We start from the raw sequence: 16,739 nt of genomic DNA on the forward strand, positions 1-16,739 counted from the left end.
CTAAAATAAAAGGATACTTAATGCGTTTTTATCTTCATTAAGTATCCTTTTTCGGTTATTTCTCTAATTCTTCAATAACAGGTTTTACAAGCTCAGTAGCCGTTTTACCTACCTTTTTATGATCTTCCACGAGGGATAATACTAAAAATTCATGACCTTTTTTTGTATCGAATGCAACGACAAAGCTATTTTCTGTACCTTCCGTCCCTTGGGTTTGTTTTAGTTCAGCTGTTCCTGTTTTAGCAGCTAAAGTAGGGCTGATACCATTTAAACTATGAGCAGTTCCGTTTGGATCTTGGATAACTTGCATCATTGCTTTTTTAACTATTTCAGTTGATTTTGAGCTGACAGCATCTTTTGTTTTTATTTTGGCATCTTTTAAAAGATGTGCATAAACCACTTTACCATTACTTGCAAAGGCGCTATATGTTACTGCTTGTTGAATAGGGGACATTAAAACTTGCCCTTGTCCATAAGATGTATCAGCTAATAGGATTTGTGATTGGAATTTGTCTTTGTTTGAAATTTGAGCTGGTTCCATTGAAAATGGTAAATCTAATTTTTCGCCAAAGATAAATTGATTGAAGCCTTTACGTAATACATCTTCACCCATATCAAGTCCTGTTTGAGCAAAGAAAATATTATCAGAATAGATAAATGCCTTTTCCAAATTGACTTGCGGAACATTGGAAACACGCGTTACATAATAGTTGCCCCATGATTTATCTTTTTGCCACTTCAGTCCATTAATCTTACGAGTTTTATCTGTTGTTAGTGTACCTGCATCAAGTGCTACGCTTGCAGTGACCGTTTTTAGTGTTGAGCCCGGTGCATAACGTTGCATAAAGCGATTAGCGAATGGTTTTCGTTCATCGTTCATATAGGCATCATAATCTTTCTGTGAAATACCACGAATCATTTTGTTTGGGTCATAAGATGGTTTGCTTACCAGCGCCAATAACTCTCCTGTTTTGGGTTGCATAATGACAGAAGCGCCAGTTGCATTTTCTAGTGCATCATATGCTTTTCTTTGAGTTTTAGTATCAATCGTTAGTTGAATATCTTTTCCATCCTCACGGTAGGCCTCTAATAATACTTCTTTGACTTTACCGTCTTTGTTTATCAAAGAAATTTTGCCACCATTTTTTCCGCGTAATTGTTTATCATAGGCTCTTTCTAAACCACTTTTTCCAATGACAGCATCAGCAGATAGTGTAGCATCCTTTTTTAAATCTTCTGCAGTTACTTTTCCAGTATAACCAATCATTGTTGAAGCAGCTTCACCAAGTGGATAGTAACGAATATCTACTGCTTGATATTGAACAGCTGTTATTTTCTTTACTTGTTCGTTATCGATTACTTTTAAAGGAACAAACAAATCTTCCTTTACCCAACTTTGATTAAGTTTTGCTTCAATTTCTTCCACCGTCATATCAAATTGTTTGGCGATAGCTTTTATATTCTTTTCCTTTTTATCACCTTTACCAAGTTCTTTTGGTATAATTCCAGCTTGGCGAAATTCTGCATTCGTTGCTAGTTCGTTCCCACTTTTATCGAGAATTTTCCCACGAATAGCATCTTCTTCAGAGAAAGAAATCTTATCTGTTGCATCCATACTAGGAAATACTAAGTTGGGATTCCAATCAATCGCATAATCCTTACCTTCTTTAATGACCTTTCCTTTATACGAAAGGGTGGGCATTTTTCCAAGAGAAGTTGTTAGGTTAAGCTTGTATGAAAATTGATATTGCCCATTTTTTATTTTAGAAATAGTCATATTGCTAATTTTTATTTTTTCAGCGCCAATACCATTGAAAATATTCGTATATTTGTCGACCAAGGATTGTTTGTTGTAATTGTATTTTTTTAATGAATCATTGGAAACTAGCGATGGCAGTTGGTCATATTTTTGCTCTATGAGTACTTTGGTGAATTTCCCCACCATAATTTCAGCCTTTTGTTCAGCCTTTTGTTGCGCCATATAAAATGCGCCCCCACAAATAATGACTATTAGAGCTATAATAATTCCGATTAGTAATCGTTTACTTTTCAAGATAAACTCCCCCTCCTTACCGTTATTATCAAGCAAGTATGAAGAAAAGTATATTAGAAACAACTATTGATGGTAAAATAAATATTAGAATCTGAGGTTGTAAAAGAAAGAGGATTTAATATGAAAAAAATGAGAATTGGACTCATCCTAATGGCAATAGTCCTTATTGTTTTTGGGTGGGGAGCATATAAAGAAAAAGAACAAAAGCAACAGATTAACACAATCATAAATAAACAAGATGAAGTTAACCAAATTGAAGTAAAAGATCAAAGAATTGATAAAGTTATTTTCTCAACTAAGAACGACTCAGCTCAGTATAAAGAAAAATATCCACTAAGTCATATCGACAAATTAGACAAAGCGGATCGTAAATTGTTTAAGGACAAGGCAGACTACATTATTACTTATAAGATAAATAGCAAAGTATTATATTCTGTTGAGATATTGTGCTTAAAAAACAAGGATGATTCAATTTCTACTAAGCTAAAACCATTTTTGTTCGAATTAAAAGGAAAAACATATATGATTTATTGGACTGAACAAAATAAAATACTTGAGCAATCTGAAAATACGCAGAAATTGTTGGGAAACTTATAGATTAATCAATATAAAAAGCTAGAGAATAGTCCATTCTCTAGCTTTTTTAATAATCAATTATTCTGGAGCAGTAAAGGTACGGCTTGCTAATTCTGCATCTAACATGAAAATGGCGTTTGAGTCATTTTCAATACGTTCGAATTTATGAATAATTGTATCTAAAGTAGACTCTTCTTCGACTTGTTCATCGATAAACCATTTTAAGAATGCCATTGTTGCATGTTCACGTTCATCTAATGCGATATCAGATAACTCATAAATTCGACGAGTAACTTCTTTTTCATGTAGGAGTGCAGTTTTAAATGCTTCTAAAACAGAACTGAAATTATTTTCTGGACTTTCAAATCCTTGAATGGTTGCACGATAACCTAAATCGTTGATAAAGTTATAAAATTTCATCGCATGGAAGCGTTCTTCTTCAGCTTGTACTAAAAAGAAATTTGCAAATCCATCATAATTTTCACTTGTACAATAAGCAGCCATAGCTAAATAAGTATGAGCTGAATAGAATTCAAAGTTCATTTGATCATTTAATGCATTGTGTAGTGTTTCAGATAACATAAACAGTCCTCCCTAGTATGTCTATTAAGTTTTCTATCCCAATTCTCCCTCTAGTATACAACTGAAAAAGCGAAGTATTCATAAATGAAAGAATGTGTTACTTAATTTGTCACATTACGTATATGGTGGAATTTTGTCGTAAAACATTTCCCAAGAAATAATATTGTCGATTATGGTCTAATGGAAAAGTTGATGGAGATGATGGTACAATCCATTCTCATCATTTGTATATTTAGAAATTTCGTCTGCATGTAATTGAACTTCTTTACGGGCATTTCTCATGGCAATACTTTTGCCTACTTTTTTAAAGAGAGGAATATCGTTACCACCATCGCCAAATGCCATAACATTTTCAAAAGCAATGTTTAATTTGGATAAAAGTAAAGTAGTTCCAGTTGCCTTACTAGCTCCAGCTCCATTCACATCTATTAAGTGGGAAGATGATAGAGCTGCTGAAAATTCTAAATCCCTTTGCATTTCTTTTAAATTCTCAAACCAGTTTGCCACAAGATCGGTATGATCATCAAAGAATACTATTTTTTCTACATTGTTGGTATAAATAGATGATGTCCATTTAATGTATTTACGAAAATTATGTAATTTTAACTTCGTTGTTTCCGATTGAAAAGGTGTTTTCATTGCAGTAACGGTTCCATCTTGGTGGTAGATTTCATGATGAATTCCAAATTCAATCGATTGATTTATTAATTGTTGAACTGTATTTGAAGGGATATCCTTTTTTATAATTTGCTTTGTTGCATCAAAGATATTCATCCCATTCGATGCAACAATTCCATCTACTTTGAATTCCTTAGGAAGGATCTTTCGAATTTCAAAAATCGTCCGCCCAGTGGCAATAAGAACAAGCAATCCACGTTTTCTAAGTGTTTGTAAATATTCTACTAATAACGGATTGACAGTCTTTTTACTTGTCAAAGTTGTTCCATCTAGGTCTAAAATAATTGCTTGTGAATCCATCTCGCCATCTCCAATGTTATATCTTTACCATTAACCATTTTAGTGGAAATAATAATTATGTAAAGGGTATATCATAACAATCTATTATGATAAAGGGTCAATACATATAATAATACATATTCTTTGATATAATGAGGGCAGTTAAAGGCGGTGAAAAGTTTACGTGTCAAAATGGTATAGTGTTTTTCCAAAAAATCCAGTGATGAGTTGGGTAGCATGGGTTGCCTTATGTTTCATCCCATTTTATTTAATTTTTCATACAGCATCAAAGCTTACACTGTCAGTTGCTCTTGCAGTTTTAATCATGTATTTAATCTGTTTTCGTTTTGCTTATAGTGCAACAAATGGTCTTGTATATATGTGGATTGCGTTTGGAATGGTAATCAATGCTGTCATGACAGTATTGTTTGGATATATATATTTTTCCTTTTTTACGGCATTCTCTATCGGGAAAATCCACCATACAGTAGGATTTTATATAATGTATGGTCTTCATATTGCAATGACAGTAGGATCTGTTATTGGAGGATTCTTCATTGAAACAGATTTGTTCATCCAAGAGCTCCCTTTAATTGTTATCATCTTATTTAGTGCCATTTTAGGTCCTTTTTATCTTTTTAGTGAAAGTAAAAGTAAAAAGCTTGAAGGGGCATTGGAAACAGCAAATGCACGTATTTCAGAACTAAGTGTATATGAAGAAAGACAAAGAATTGCTAGAGATTTACATGATACATTAGGACAGAAGCTTTCGATGATTGGGCTAAAAAGTGATCTGGCTGTTCGATTAGTGAAAAAAGATCCAGAAGCTGCAATTAGTGAATTGCATGATATACGGCAAACATCTAGTATTGCTTTAAAAGAAGTACGTGAGATGGTATCTAATATGAAAAATGTGAAACTACAAGAGGAAATAACTCATGTTCAGCAAATATTAATAGCAGCCAATATTCAGTTAAAGGTGGAAGGAAATCCACAGTACGATCGTATTCCAAAATTACTAAGTAATTCATTGAGTATGTGTTTAAAAGAGGCTGTCAATAATGTAGTACGACATAGCCAAGCTACTGAGTGTAAAATTTCTATATTACAAAGTGCTGATTTTATAGAAATGATCATAAGTGACAATGGAATAGGGATATCCAAGAGTTCTAAAAGAATGTCGAGCAATGGTTTAAATGGTATGAAGGAACGTGTTGAGTTTGTAAATGGCGAATTAGAAGTAAGCGAAGATAATGGTACGACGGTAAGAATCATCGTACCAATAGTTATTACTCATGATTAAAGAATGGTTTTTTGATTTACATTAAGAGTTGTTCAAATAAATTTTGGACACTCTTTTTTGTTTTAAATAAAGTTTTATATATAGAAAGCTTGTCTAATAAATAGAATTTTTCACACTTCATTTTCCTTATAAAGATAAAATTTTCAAAAAAAGAAAAGGATTCAACTAATTAACGTCGAAATGTTAATACAACGAATAATTTTTATCTTTTTAGTAGCCGTTCTTTTAAGTAAAGGATGATATTTGATTCAAATGGGAAAGATACTACACGTTTAAACTAAATAGTTCCTTAAGTATCAATGTTATTGAGGAAAGAAATTAAAAGGGGTAGTTTTACAAAGTTGTGATACTTTCTTTACTTAGAAAATAGAATTTAAAAAGGTTACTATTTTGATACTAATATTTCAGACAATGTAAGCGCTTGACATCAGTCTGATTAACACAAGGGAGAGATGGCAAATGTTTAATCCACAAGACTTTGGCGAAAAACTAAAAGAATTACGAATTCAAAATGGGTATTCGATGCTGTCATTAGGAAAGGCAATTGGTACATCAGCAAGTCGTATAAAGAGTTGGGAGATGGGTGAAAGCGTTCCTTCTGCCAGCTGGATCGTAAAATTAAGCAAAATTCTACGTGTCTCTGCTGATGAGCTACTATTAAATATGATTGACGAGACACCTTTAAAAGGGGAAAAGGAGTTTCCGAAAAAAAGAAATGTTATTTTAAATGATTTGAATATATTATTACATGAATTGGATAAAAAAGACTTATGGGAACTTTATACGTTAGCTGAGGTAAAGGCGATGCAAAAAGAAGTTTCGTTATAGGGAAAGGTTTAAATCAAGGATTATCCATAATTTAGAACTTATAAAGAGGTTGGGGCTCAAGAGTCCTAACCTCTTTTTCATGTTTTTACGCCATAATCTTTTCAGTATGAAATAAGATAATACTAGTTTCCATTCTTAAAAATTTCCTCAATAAAACAATAATTACATTTTATTCATTTATATTTGTAATATTTCAATGTAGAAAAAGTCGTTTTCCCTCTTATATTCAGCTGATTTTCCTTTTTATAAATAAAAAATAGAGGAATTTAAGTGTAACAATTTCTTTATTTGTATAAAAAAGGTGAAATATTAAAATCTTTTGTAAATTAATTCCAATGTAAGATGAACCTAGTCATATCAATAGCTATTAAAATTCAATCTAAAAAAATATCAATAATGATGTATAAAATATCAGAAAATTGGCAAAGAATGTAACACGATTGTTACAGTGCATACATCGATTAGAAATCATAATGACATGTGACGATGGTAAAGTTAGTCGTGTTAGTACAAAGGAGGTCGTTTTTAAACGATGAAAAAATATTTAATTGCACTAGCGGGTGTTTTCGCACTTGGAACTGCAGCAATATCAACACAAGCAGATGCTGCTAGTTACAAAGTGGAAAAAGGAGATACACTTTGGGGTATTTCTCAAGATGAAAAAGTATCAGTAGAAGATTTAAAAGAAATGAACAATTTAAATTCAGATGTAATTGTTCCATCACAACAACTAGAAACTAGCCAAGAGGCTAAAACATATACAATTCATAAAGGCGATACATTATTTAAGATTGCTAGTAAAGCAGGTATATCTGTCCATGATTTAAAATCTTATAATAATCTTAATAGTGATCTAATCTATACAGGTCAAAAGCTTGTTTTAACAGGAGATTCAAATAATAATAATGTTGCTTCTGTTTCGACTAAGCAAACACAAACACCAGCTAATACCCAAACTGAAGAGAAACAAAGTACATCTAAACAACAACTGACAAAAACAAATACATCTACAAACCAAGCGGCACCACAATCTGCTGGTAAAACATTGACGGTTACAGCAACAGCATATACACCATATTGTGCAGGGTGCTCAGGTGTAACAGCAACAGGGATTAATGTAAAAGCTAATCCGAACATGAAAGTTATTGCGGTAGATCCTAGAATTATTCCATTAGGCTCAAAAGTATGGGTTGAAGGATACGGTACAGCTATTGCTGGAGATACAGGTGGAGCGATTAAAGGTCATAAAATCGACTTACTAATGCCAAATAACAGTCAAGCAAAAAGCTGGGGAGTACGCACAGTAACAATTAAAGTTTTAAATTAATCGATAATAGTTTACGAATCATACGAAATACGCTATTAATGAAGTTAACATTAATGGCGTATTTTTTATGTTTAAGATTCTATTTAAATTGATCTTAATCATAAAAATTCCTAGTTAGAAGTAATAAGAACTGCATAAATTGTATCTTATATGTATAGTAGAGAGTATGAAGATAAAATTTAGGTGGATGTATGGATGAAAATCAATAAAACAAAGATTTTTCAATGGTTAAAAGTCATTTTACCAATTTTGCTGATGATTTTTGCAATACATGAAATTGGTAAAATTTTAGGGAATGCGAATGGGAAAGAAATTGCAAATAAGTTAGAATCCTTAGATGTCAGAACAGTTGCATTAATTGCTTTACTCTCATTAGTGCTAGTGTTTCCAATGTTTTTTTACGATTATTTTATAATTAAAAAATTAAAGCTAAAAAGATCTTTACGACGCTTGATGAAGGAATCATTAATCATTAATTCTTTTTCAAATTTAATTGGGTTTGGAGGACTTATTGGAGTCTTACTACGTACACACTATTTTAAAAAAGAAGAAGTAGATAGTGCTTCATTTTTTAAAACCATCACATCAGTTACATTATTTTACCTAGCGGGTATTTCTTTATTTACTTGGGTTTTGCCAATATTCTACTGGGATTTTCCGATGTTTGCAGAACATCGGATTTTAGTTGTTGCAGCTGTTGTTATTGGTTTGTATGTCCCGTTTTTAATTGTAAAGGCGTTTATTCAATTGTTTAGAAAAACAACTACTAATCGTCGTTTGTTAAGTGATTTGGGATTATTAGGTGTTTCGATATTAGAATGGCTTGGCGCATTTACATTTATGATGATTTTAGTATATTCGCTCCATATATCAATCAGTATCGAAAATCTAATTCCAATTTTTATCGTTGCTTCTTGTGCAGGAATTGTTAGTATGATTCCTGGAGGTCTTGGTTCTTTTGATTTGGTATTTATATGGGGAGCACAAAGTTTACAAATACCTGAAGAGTCTATTTTGGTACTTTTATTATTTTATAGGGTTGGTTATTATGTGGTCCCTTTTTTAGCAGGGCTCGCTCTTTTCATCCGCGAGTTATGGGCGAAATTTAATGTAGGATTGAATGCTATTCCTCGTTTCTTTTTAGAAAAAACGAGCCATATTTTAGCAACTGCCCTTGTGTTCTTAGCAGGATTAATACTTCTATTATCTTCCGTCGCACCTGGTGCAATTGAACGTATTCAATATGCAAAAGAATTAATGGCATTTCCAATTATCAATATCTCACATCAATTAGCGGTTGCTACGGGATTTGTGTTGCTTGCATTATCAAATGGAATATCTTATAAAGATAAAAATTCATATAGGATGACAGTTTTTGTCTTACTATTTGCTTCAGCACTTTTTATTATTAAAGGTGTTCAGTACAAGCAAGCGTTATTTATGTTATTTGTAGCAGGGCTTTTGTATTTATCTCGCCGCCGATTTTATCGGGAAAGTTACGTCGTGACTTGGGGGAGGAGTATTTTAAATACGGCAATCATCTTCGTCATTTTATTGCTGTATATCTTGATAGGCTTTTTTGTAAATCCATCGATGAAGTATACTATTCCAGAGAAGCTAAGACCATTTTTAACTACGGATTCGAGTGATTTATTTAAAAGTGCATTTATGGGTCTTATTGTCGTTGCATTTGTGGTTGTGTTGGAAGTTTCACTACGTAAGATTACTCAGTTTACAAAGATATCTTCATTAGCATATGAAGAGGAGATTTTCCTTCATCTAAATAAATATGGAGGAAAGGAGTTATCCCATTTAATATTTCTTCACGATAAATATATCTATTGGAATAAGAATAAGACGGTTCTATTCCCATATCAGATTATTGCCGATAAATTAGTAGTCTTAGGTGATCTGGTCGGTGCGAAAGAGGATTTTAATAAAGCAATCGAGGAATTTATGAAGTATGCAGATGATTACGGATATACACCAATTTTCTATGAAATTAGTGACCAGTTTGTTTCATGCTTGCACGGATATGGTTATCGCTTTTTCAAGATGGGTGAAGAAGGATATATCAATCTAAAGAAATTCAGACAGTCGAGAAAAGTAATGGAAGAATACAAGAGAGTAAATTCGAACCTTCTAAAAGAAGGATTCACATGTGAAATCATGCAACCACCATACTCAGCTGAAATTATGAGCCAATTGCAAAGTATTTCGGATGAATGGCTTGACCATCGAAAAGAAAAAGGATTTTCAATCGGTTATTTTGATAAAGATTATTTACAATTTACACCTTTAGCTATTTTGAAAAATAATAATTTCGAAATTATTGCCTTTGCTAATTTGATTCCATTATATGATGAAGAACGTACAGTTAAAATTGACCTAATTCGATGTAAGAAAGATTTTTCATCAGATGATACGATGGATTATTTATTCTTTAATATTATCCAAGCATCTGAAGTTAGAGGGTTTGAACGTTTAAATGTAGGAATAACACCTCTATCACATGTAGGAGTTTCCAAGTTTGCAGGGATTAGTGAAAAGATTGCAACGCAAATAATAGTCGATGGGCAAGAATATTATAATTTTCAAGGGGTTCAAAATTTTAAAGAGAAGTTTGCTAATGAATGGCAACCAAAATATCTTGCTTATCGAAAAAAATCTTCACTTCCATTTACAATTTTACAAATTATGATGTTAATAGGAGATAATAAATATTCATCCATGAGGGAGAAAGTTTCAGAAGCAAAAAATTCAAGGAAATCTTAGTTGGAACAACAAAGAGAGGCATTCATAATAAGTTCTCTCTTTGTCCTTTTCATTTTATTTAAAATGAGTGGAAGCGGGGAGCAGTTCTCACTCTCGGTCAGGTTCAATTTGTTTAAAACCTAAAAGTTCAGCTTTAGTGGGGGAATTATTTTGGACCTGTTTTAACTCTAAACGGAGTTTCTCTGTTTCTAACATATAGTTTTTTTGCTTGATTTCCTCTAATTTAATTTCCTCTTTTAAAATTTTGTGTTCAATTTCTAAGCGTTTATTTTTGTTCTGGACAATTGTCTTAATAACTTCTCCTGTAATAGCAATGGCTACAATCAAAACGACAAATAGCATGATTAATCACCCCTAAAAATTTGATTTTAAATATATATACTCAGTTATAAATAAAAAGTTTCAATTTAGTTGAATTATCTTTAATAATCATATATTATTATTAAATAATCAGAATATTCAATTAAAAGGAGTGCTGCCATGAAACCTTCGAAATTTGAAACGTATTTGTTGGATGAAGAATATGAGTTATCTTCAAGTGAATTTACTGGTGAAGAATTGGAACAACCGTATGAAAGTGAACAATATCCAGAAGGATTTTATACAGAGTTATAAACAAAAATACAGCCCAATAATGGCTGTGTTTTTTTGTATTTGGAAAAAAACATAAATTGAAGTAATATGGTACAAATGAGGTGTAAAAAATGACGATTGATGAACAAATATTAAATTGGTTTAATTATTTTCATGAACATCCAGAGATTAGTTGGAAAGAACATGAAACGACAAAGAAAATTGCGAGTATATTAGATAACTTACATATCTCCTATAGATTATTTGGTGATGTACCAGGTCTGGTTGCTGAAATAGGTGAAGGCAGAGAAACTGTAGCCGTTCGTGCTGATATCGATGCACTGTGGCAAGAAGTAGACGGAAAATGGAGAGCTAATCATTCATGTGGACATGATGGTAATATGTCTATGGTACTTGGGGCATTATTGCGTTTAAAAGATCAACCATTACAGCACAAGGTACGATTTATCTTCCAACCTGCTGAAGAAATGGGAAATGGAGCGGTTGCAGCATTCGAACATGGTGCAGTAGATGGTGTATCTCATCTATTTGGTGTGCATTTACGTCCGATTGAAGAGCTTAAATTAGGACAAGTATCACCCGCCATACATCATGGATCAGCTATTTTCCTCGAGGGAGAGATTCATGGTACAGATGCGCATGGTGCACGTCCTCATCAAGGCCAAAATTCGATTGATGTTGTTGTAGCGATTCAACAAATGATTAAAAGTATCTATGTATCACCATTTGAACCACATTCTGCGAAGCTAACGAAAATTGTAGCAGACGGTGGAAGTATGAATATTATTCCAGGTACAGCAAGCTTTACAATGGACATTCGTGCACAAAAAAATAGTGTTTTAGATGTGATACAAGGAAAAATTGAAGAAGGCTTAAAGGCGATTGAAAAACAATTTAATATTGATATGAATTGGAAATGGGTAGATTATACACCAGGTGCTGAAGTTTCAGAAGAAGCGGCTAAAATGGCGGAAGAAGCGATTATTGAAACTTTAGGAAAAGATCATTTAGCACCACATGTTATTACGCCTGGAAGTGATGATTTCCATTTCTATACGGTTAAAAAGCCAGAACTAAAAGCTACGATGATTGGAATTGGTGCAAATTTAGCTCCAGGATTACACCATCCGAAAATGACATTTAGTCATGAAGCTTTGCTTGATGCTTCTAAAGTATTAGCTGCTGTACTAGCTAAAAATCCTAAATCTCATAGTGATGATTAGCAAAAGTGAATGAGTTTGAGTTTTATATAAGGAAGAATGGGCTGTCCATTAAATGGATTTAGCCCTTTTTTCAATTCTAAAAATATTTAGTGATAAGTAGAAAAATTAAGTTCATATATAGCACGAGGTCTACCTTGTTGGTAAGACATTTCTTCGCCAACTACTTTTGCGTAGCCGTGTTCAACTAGCTTTTTTAATATTCTTTCTGTAGATCTTCGTGTGACTTGTAAGTATTTTGCTAAATCTACTGCTGTAAATTGTAAAGATTGTCTTGAAACGCTAAAAGCCATGATTTTTGAAATATTGAGGGGACTCAATTTTGTTTCTTTTGCCATTTGTAACACATATGGATCCTTTGTTTGTAAGGAAAGAACTATAGGCTGGTTTGGAAATGGTCCTTGTAGTTCTTTGTTTTCACTCATAATGTAGATGGCATTAGGTAATGCAAAATCCAATGCCCTTTTTGCATTTTCTTGTGCCTCTAATATAGATTCTCCATAACCAAATGTTAACTTTATCGGGTACTGTGTTATGTTAAAAGTAGATTCTAATAAGTTATGTTGAAAAGCATTTTGAATGTGACCGAAAGTGGTGAATAATTCAAAATGATTAGTGTCCATTTTTTGATAGGATGCATGTGTAGCTGTGACAACTTTTTGTAATATAAGCTGCTCATCTTCATTTGATTCAGAAAACTCTAGAATACCAACAACTGCTTTTGCAGACTCGGATTTAGTCATTTTAGATAATACTTTTGTCTCTTCTAAACGATGGATAATGGAACTATTAGAATCATGCATACGCATTGCAGGGATACCTTCCGCAATCAGTGCATCATAGATACTATGAATACTTGTAATAACAAATCTAATCTTGCCTTCATCCCATAGTTTTCTATGCCGCTGATAGATCATATTAAAGTGTTCTTCAATGTGAATTTCTTGTACAAATGGCTGTGATCCATTGTATTCTATATCATCCAAAACATTTTTAACGTGCTTAGAGTTAATAACATCAATCGATAATTGAGAAAGTTGTATATGATGTTTTGCTAAAACGGATAAAATGGATGTTGATATAGCAAATTCATCTTGTTTTAAGTATGTCCATGGTATCGGCCAGTTCGTTAATAGTGGTTTTGCGTATAAATATGGCAGCGTACCGGAAAATAATAATACATCACAAGGTTTAATCGTTTTCATTAATTTTGGGGTTTCATCTGGGGTGTTATAGATATAAAATTCTAATTGGATATTCTCAACTTCTTGTGAGATACTTATTAAACGATCCTTAAAAGCAAGAGAGCTAATGACTGCAATTTTTGTAGGCATTATGACGACTCCTTAACTATTTTTTAATCGCTATTAGCGACCATTTAACGACAACTATATCAAGAGAATTTCTAAATGTAAAGAAAAGAGTGAAAAAAGATGAAAATATCATCGGTAGAAATCTATGCTATTGAATTACCATTAATCGAACCTTTTATAATTAGCTATGACACATACGATACGATGCCTTCTATTATCGTCAAAATGACAACAGATGAGGGAATCGTTGGTTATGGAGAAGCTGTTCCTGACGAACATGTAACTGGCGAGACATGGGAAAGTACTTATATGGTTCTAAAACATCAACTTGCACCAGTCGTAATTGGACAAGATCCTTGTAGCTTTGAAAAGATTCATGAGTTAATGGATAAAACGGTTTATCAAGTACCTGCTGCAAAAGCAGCAATAGATATTGCTTGTTTTGATATTGCAGGTAAAAAATTAAATGTTCCTGTTTACCAACTCATTGGTGGTCGTTATCACGAAAAATTCCCTATTACACATGTATTAAGTATTGGAACCCCTGAAAAAATGGCTAACGAAGCAGCTGAAAGAGTGGAAATGGGGTACCGTTCATTTAAGATGAAGGTCGGAACAGAAGTGATGAAGGATGTAGAACGTATCCAAGCAGTACGTGAAAAAGTAGGGGATGCTATCGACATTCGTGTAGATGTTAACCAAGGTTGGCATAATGCAGCAACAACATTAAAAGGGTTACGCGCATTACGCGACGTTAATCTAGATTGGTTAGAGCAACCAGTAGATGCAGATGATATCGATGCAATGGTTGAAGTCAAATCAAAAACTGATGTGACATTGATGATTGATGAAGGATTGCATGGTACAAAAGAAATGCGTGAAATTATTGCAAAACGTGCAGCAGATAAAGTGAATATAAAACTCATGAAGTGTGGTGGAATTTATCCTGCTATGAAATTAGCTAATATGGCCGAAATGGCAGGAATTGAATGCCAGGTAGGGTCTATGGTGGAATCTTCTATTGGTTCAGCAGCTGGTTTTCATGTAGCCTTTTCAAAAAAAATTATGAAAAGCGTCGAACTTACTGGACCTCTTAAATTCTCAAAAGATGTTGGAAATCTACACTATGATGTGCCTTTTATCTGCCTAAACGAACGACCAGGCTTAGGAGTAGATGTAGATGAAGATATCATACAAGAACTTTGCCATAAATCATGTATTGTTCGTTAGGAGGAAATTATAGTTATGACTATTGCAAATGGTTTTCTTGGTGAAACACCTTATTACGTTCAAATATTAAGTGAAAAGAATTTATCCGAACTTGCAAAGTTACAAGAGGAGGTAATCGGTGCATTACCTGATAAGAATACATTACAACCATTAAGTGAAGAGGAATTTAAGTTTATATTAAGCGACCATGGTTTAATGATTGGTGTTTATGTAGAAGACGAACTAATTGCATTCCGTGCTTTACTTGAACCAATGATTGACGAAGAGCATTTAGGTAGAGATTGTAGTATACCAGAAGAAGAACTTACAAGAGTACTTTATCAAGAGATTTCAAATGTTTCTCCACGTTATCGTGGTTATGGATTGCAAAAAAGGATGGCTCAAATCATTATGGAACAAGTAGATTTAAGTCGATTCGATTATATTTGTGCAACAGTAAAGCCATTGAATATCCCAAGTTTAAAAGATAAATTTTCCCAAGGTTTAATGATAGCAGGTTTAAAAGTAAAATATGGCGACAAATTGCGTTATATATTTTATAAAAAGTTGAATGGTGAAACTCCAACTTTTTCTGAATCACGGGCTTTATTAATGTCTGATACTACCGGACAACAACAATTATTAAAAGAAGGCTTTTTGGGAACAGATATGTTTCAGATGAAAGATCAATGGTATGTAACATATAAAAAGTAAATCCTTATTAAGGGGTGAAGAATTTTGAACAAAACACCTGTAATTATTGATTGTGACCCTGGCATTGACGATGCAATGATGCTGGCATTAGCATTTTCACGTCCGGAACTTGATATTAAACTTGTCACAACAGAAGCAGGAAACTTATCTACTGATAAGACAACCTATAATGCGTTAAGCTTTTTAACTTATATTAATCAAAATGTTGAGGTAGCACGTGGTTTAGCCCATCCTATTTTCCGCACTTTAGAAGTAGCAGAAGATGTGCATGGCGAAGGCGGTTTAGGTAACGTCAAATGGGCGGAACCAACTTTAAAAGAAAGTAAGCGTCCAGCCATTATGGCTATATATGAGACACTGATGGCTAGTGATGAACTCGTTACGATTATTGCTACAGGGCCTTTAACGAACATAGGTGCATTATTACTTGCTCATCCTGAAGTAAAACCAAAGATTAAAGTGATTTCTTGGATGGGAGGGGCAGCAGTTGGGGGGAATATGTCTACAACTGCAGAGTTTAATGCCTATGTAGACCCACATGCGGCAGAGATAGTATTTCGCTCAGGTGTCCCTATTGTGATGAGTGGTTTGGATGTTACACATAAAGCCTATATTACACGTAAAGAGATGGCTAAACTTCGAACATTAGGTACTCCATTTGCTGAAAAAGCAGCAGACATGATGAAGTTCTATACATTTACGCAATCACAAACACCGTTCTATGCACCACATTTTGAAGAACAAATTCGTGTACATGATGTATGTGCGGTAGCTGCCATCGTTGCACCTGAGTTATTTAAAGGTGACAACTATTATGTGGAAATTGAATTAGAAGGACGTTATACTACTGGGACTACAATAGTTGACTATACACATAAAACAGGGAAGAAGCCAAATGCTAAAGTGTTACATAGCGTAAATCGTGAAGGTTATATCAAGCTGTTTTTTGATGCATGTACGACGATTGGACAACAGCTTTTAGAGGAATAGTTTAATGTTAAGTACTAAGACAAAAGGGACTCTCCATTTAGCTGGATGAGCCCCTTTTGTTGTTATGATGTCCATTTTCCATTATATTTGTCATCAAAACTTTCTTTTTCTAAATCTTTTCTTTGAGCTTCTAGTGGATACGAATCAACTGTTTGCTCATCTTCGTGTAAATCATAAATACTAATATACTCAGAATCCAACATATCCGGTCTGTCTTCGTAAGGAAGATCGATGAATTTCTTTTTATCATTTGGCAAAGAATCTTTTTTCATGGTATCACTCTCCTTTAAGTTAGTGT

16 protein-coding genes are annotated in these 16,739 nt (G+C 33.3%); 10 read left to right on the forward strand and 6 right to left on the reverse strand.

Annotation, left to right across the window (positions count from 1 at the left end; translation table 11 throughout):
* Positions 1–55: 55 nt before the first annotated feature.
* On the reverse strand, positions 56–2,053 hold the full coding sequence (locus tag CW357_RS12160; RefSeq protein ID WP_241155088.1) for a penicillin-binding protein PBP4(5): 1,998 nt from the start codon (positions 2,051–2,053) through the stop codon (positions 56–58).
* Positions 2,054–2,173: 120 nt separating this feature from the next.
* Here CW357_RS12160 and CW357_RS12165 point away from each other — a divergent pair, with 120 nt between their 5' ends.
* Positions 2,174–2,650, forward strand: coding sequence for a hypothetical protein (locus tag CW357_RS12165; RefSeq protein WP_124218200.1), 477 nt, complete (start codon positions 2,174–2,176; stop codon positions 2,648–2,650).
* Positions 2,651–2,707: 57 nt separating this feature from the next.
* Here CW357_RS12165 and CW357_RS12170 read toward each other — a convergent pair whose 3' ends face one another.
* On the reverse strand, positions 2,708–3,211 hold the full coding sequence (locus CW357_RS12170; RefSeq protein ID WP_124218201.1) for a ferritin: 504 nt from the start codon (positions 3,209–3,211) through the stop codon (positions 2,708–2,710).
* Positions 3,212–3,388: 177 nt separating this feature from the next.
* A complete protein-coding gene (locus CW357_RS12175) occupies positions 3,389–4,189 on the reverse strand; it encodes an HAD family hydrolase (RefSeq protein WP_124218202.1) in 801 nt (266 codons plus the stop codon).
* 163 nt (positions 4,190–4,352) lie between these two features.
* Here CW357_RS12175 and CW357_RS12180 point away from each other — a divergent pair, with 163 nt between their 5' ends.
* The 4 genes from CW357_RS12180 to mprF all read left to right on the forward strand — a co-directional run bounded on the left by CW357_RS12180 (position 4,353) and on the right by mprF (position 10,401).
* Entirely contained in the window at positions 4,353–5,471 is a 1,119-nt protein-coding gene (locus CW357_RS12180; RefSeq protein ID WP_241155089.1) for a sensor histidine kinase, read from the forward strand.
* Positions 5,472–5,930: 459 nt separating this feature from the next.
* Entirely contained in the window at positions 5,931–6,299 is a 369-nt protein-coding gene (locus CW357_RS12185; RefSeq protein WP_119415939.1) for a helix-turn-helix domain-containing protein, read from the forward strand.
* 532 nt (positions 6,300–6,831) lie between these two features.
* The gene (locus CW357_RS12190; RefSeq protein ID WP_119415940.1) at positions 6,832–7,626 is read left to right on the forward strand and encodes a LysM peptidoglycan-binding and 3D domain-containing protein; all 795 of its coding nucleotides are present in this window, start codon (positions 6,832–6,834) and stop codon (positions 7,624–7,626) included.
* Positions 7,627–7,821: 195 nt separating this feature from the next.
* Entirely contained in the window at positions 7,822–10,401 is a 2,580-nt protein-coding gene (gene mprF / locus CW357_RS12195) for a bifunctional lysylphosphatidylglycerol flippase/synthetase MprF (protein ID WP_124218203.1), read from the forward strand.
* 87 nt (positions 10,402–10,488) lie between these two features.
* Here the strand turns inward: mprF and CW357_RS12200 are convergent, their stop codons facing one another.
* Positions 10,489–10,743: a hypothetical protein gene (locus CW357_RS12200; RefSeq protein ID WP_119415942.1), complete on the reverse strand. Its 255-nt coding sequence runs from the start codon at positions 10,741–10,743 to the stop codon at positions 10,489–10,491.
* Positions 10,744–10,881: 138 nt separating this feature from the next.
* Between CW357_RS12200 and CW357_RS18745 the strand changes: the two genes are divergently transcribed.
* On the forward strand, positions 10,882–11,016 hold the full coding sequence (locus CW357_RS18745; RefSeq protein ID WP_255416312.1) for a hypothetical protein: 135 nt from the start codon (positions 10,882–10,884) through the stop codon (positions 11,014–11,016).
* 89 nt (positions 11,017–11,105) lie between these two features.
* Positions 11,106–12,218, forward strand: coding sequence for an amidohydrolase (locus tag CW357_RS12205; RefSeq protein ID WP_119415944.1), 1,113 nt, complete (start codon positions 11,106–11,108; stop codon positions 12,216–12,218).
* Positions 12,219–12,304: 86 nt separating this feature from the next.
* On the opposite strand, the gene CW357_RS12210 is transcribed toward CW357_RS12205, so the two are convergent.
* The gene (locus CW357_RS12210) at positions 12,305–13,549 is read right to left on the reverse strand and encodes a hypothetical protein (RefSeq protein ID WP_119415945.1); all 1,245 of its coding nucleotides are present in this window, start codon (positions 13,547–13,549) and stop codon (positions 12,305–12,307) included.
* Between the two features lie 99 nt (positions 13,550–13,648).
* Here CW357_RS12210 and CW357_RS12215 point away from each other — a divergent pair, with 99 nt between their 5' ends.
* Genes CW357_RS12215 through CW357_RS12225 form a run of 3 tightly spaced genes read left to right on the forward strand, consistent with a single transcriptional unit; the run spans position 13,649 to position 16,441 of the window.
* Positions 13,649–14,758 carry a mandelate racemase/muconate lactonizing enzyme family protein gene (locus CW357_RS12215; protein WP_119415946.1) on the forward strand — a complete coding sequence of 370 codons (1,110 nt, stop codon included), beginning with the start codon at positions 13,649–13,651 and terminating at the stop codon, positions 14,756–14,758.
* Between the two features lie 15 nt (positions 14,759–14,773).
* Positions 14,774–15,451: a GNAT family N-acetyltransferase gene (locus CW357_RS12220; RefSeq protein WP_119415947.1), complete on the forward strand. Its 678-nt coding sequence runs from the start codon at positions 14,774–14,776 to the stop codon at positions 15,449–15,451.
* A gap of 24 nt (positions 15,452–15,475) precedes the next feature.
* Positions 15,476–16,441, forward strand: coding sequence for a nucleoside hydrolase (locus CW357_RS12225; protein ID WP_119415948.1), 966 nt, complete (start codon positions 15,476–15,478; stop codon positions 16,439–16,441).
* Between the two features lie 62 nt (positions 16,442–16,503).
* Here the strand turns inward: CW357_RS12225 and CW357_RS12230 are convergent, their stop codons facing one another.
* Entirely contained in the window at positions 16,504–16,713 is a 210-nt protein-coding gene (locus CW357_RS12230; protein ID WP_119415949.1) for a hypothetical protein, read from the reverse strand.
* Positions 16,714–16,739: the final 26 nt, after the last annotated feature.

The organism is Rummeliibacillus sp. TYF005 (assembly GCF_003844195.1).
Lineage (GTDB): Bacteria > Bacillota > Bacilli > Bacillales_A > Planococcaceae > Rummeliibacillus.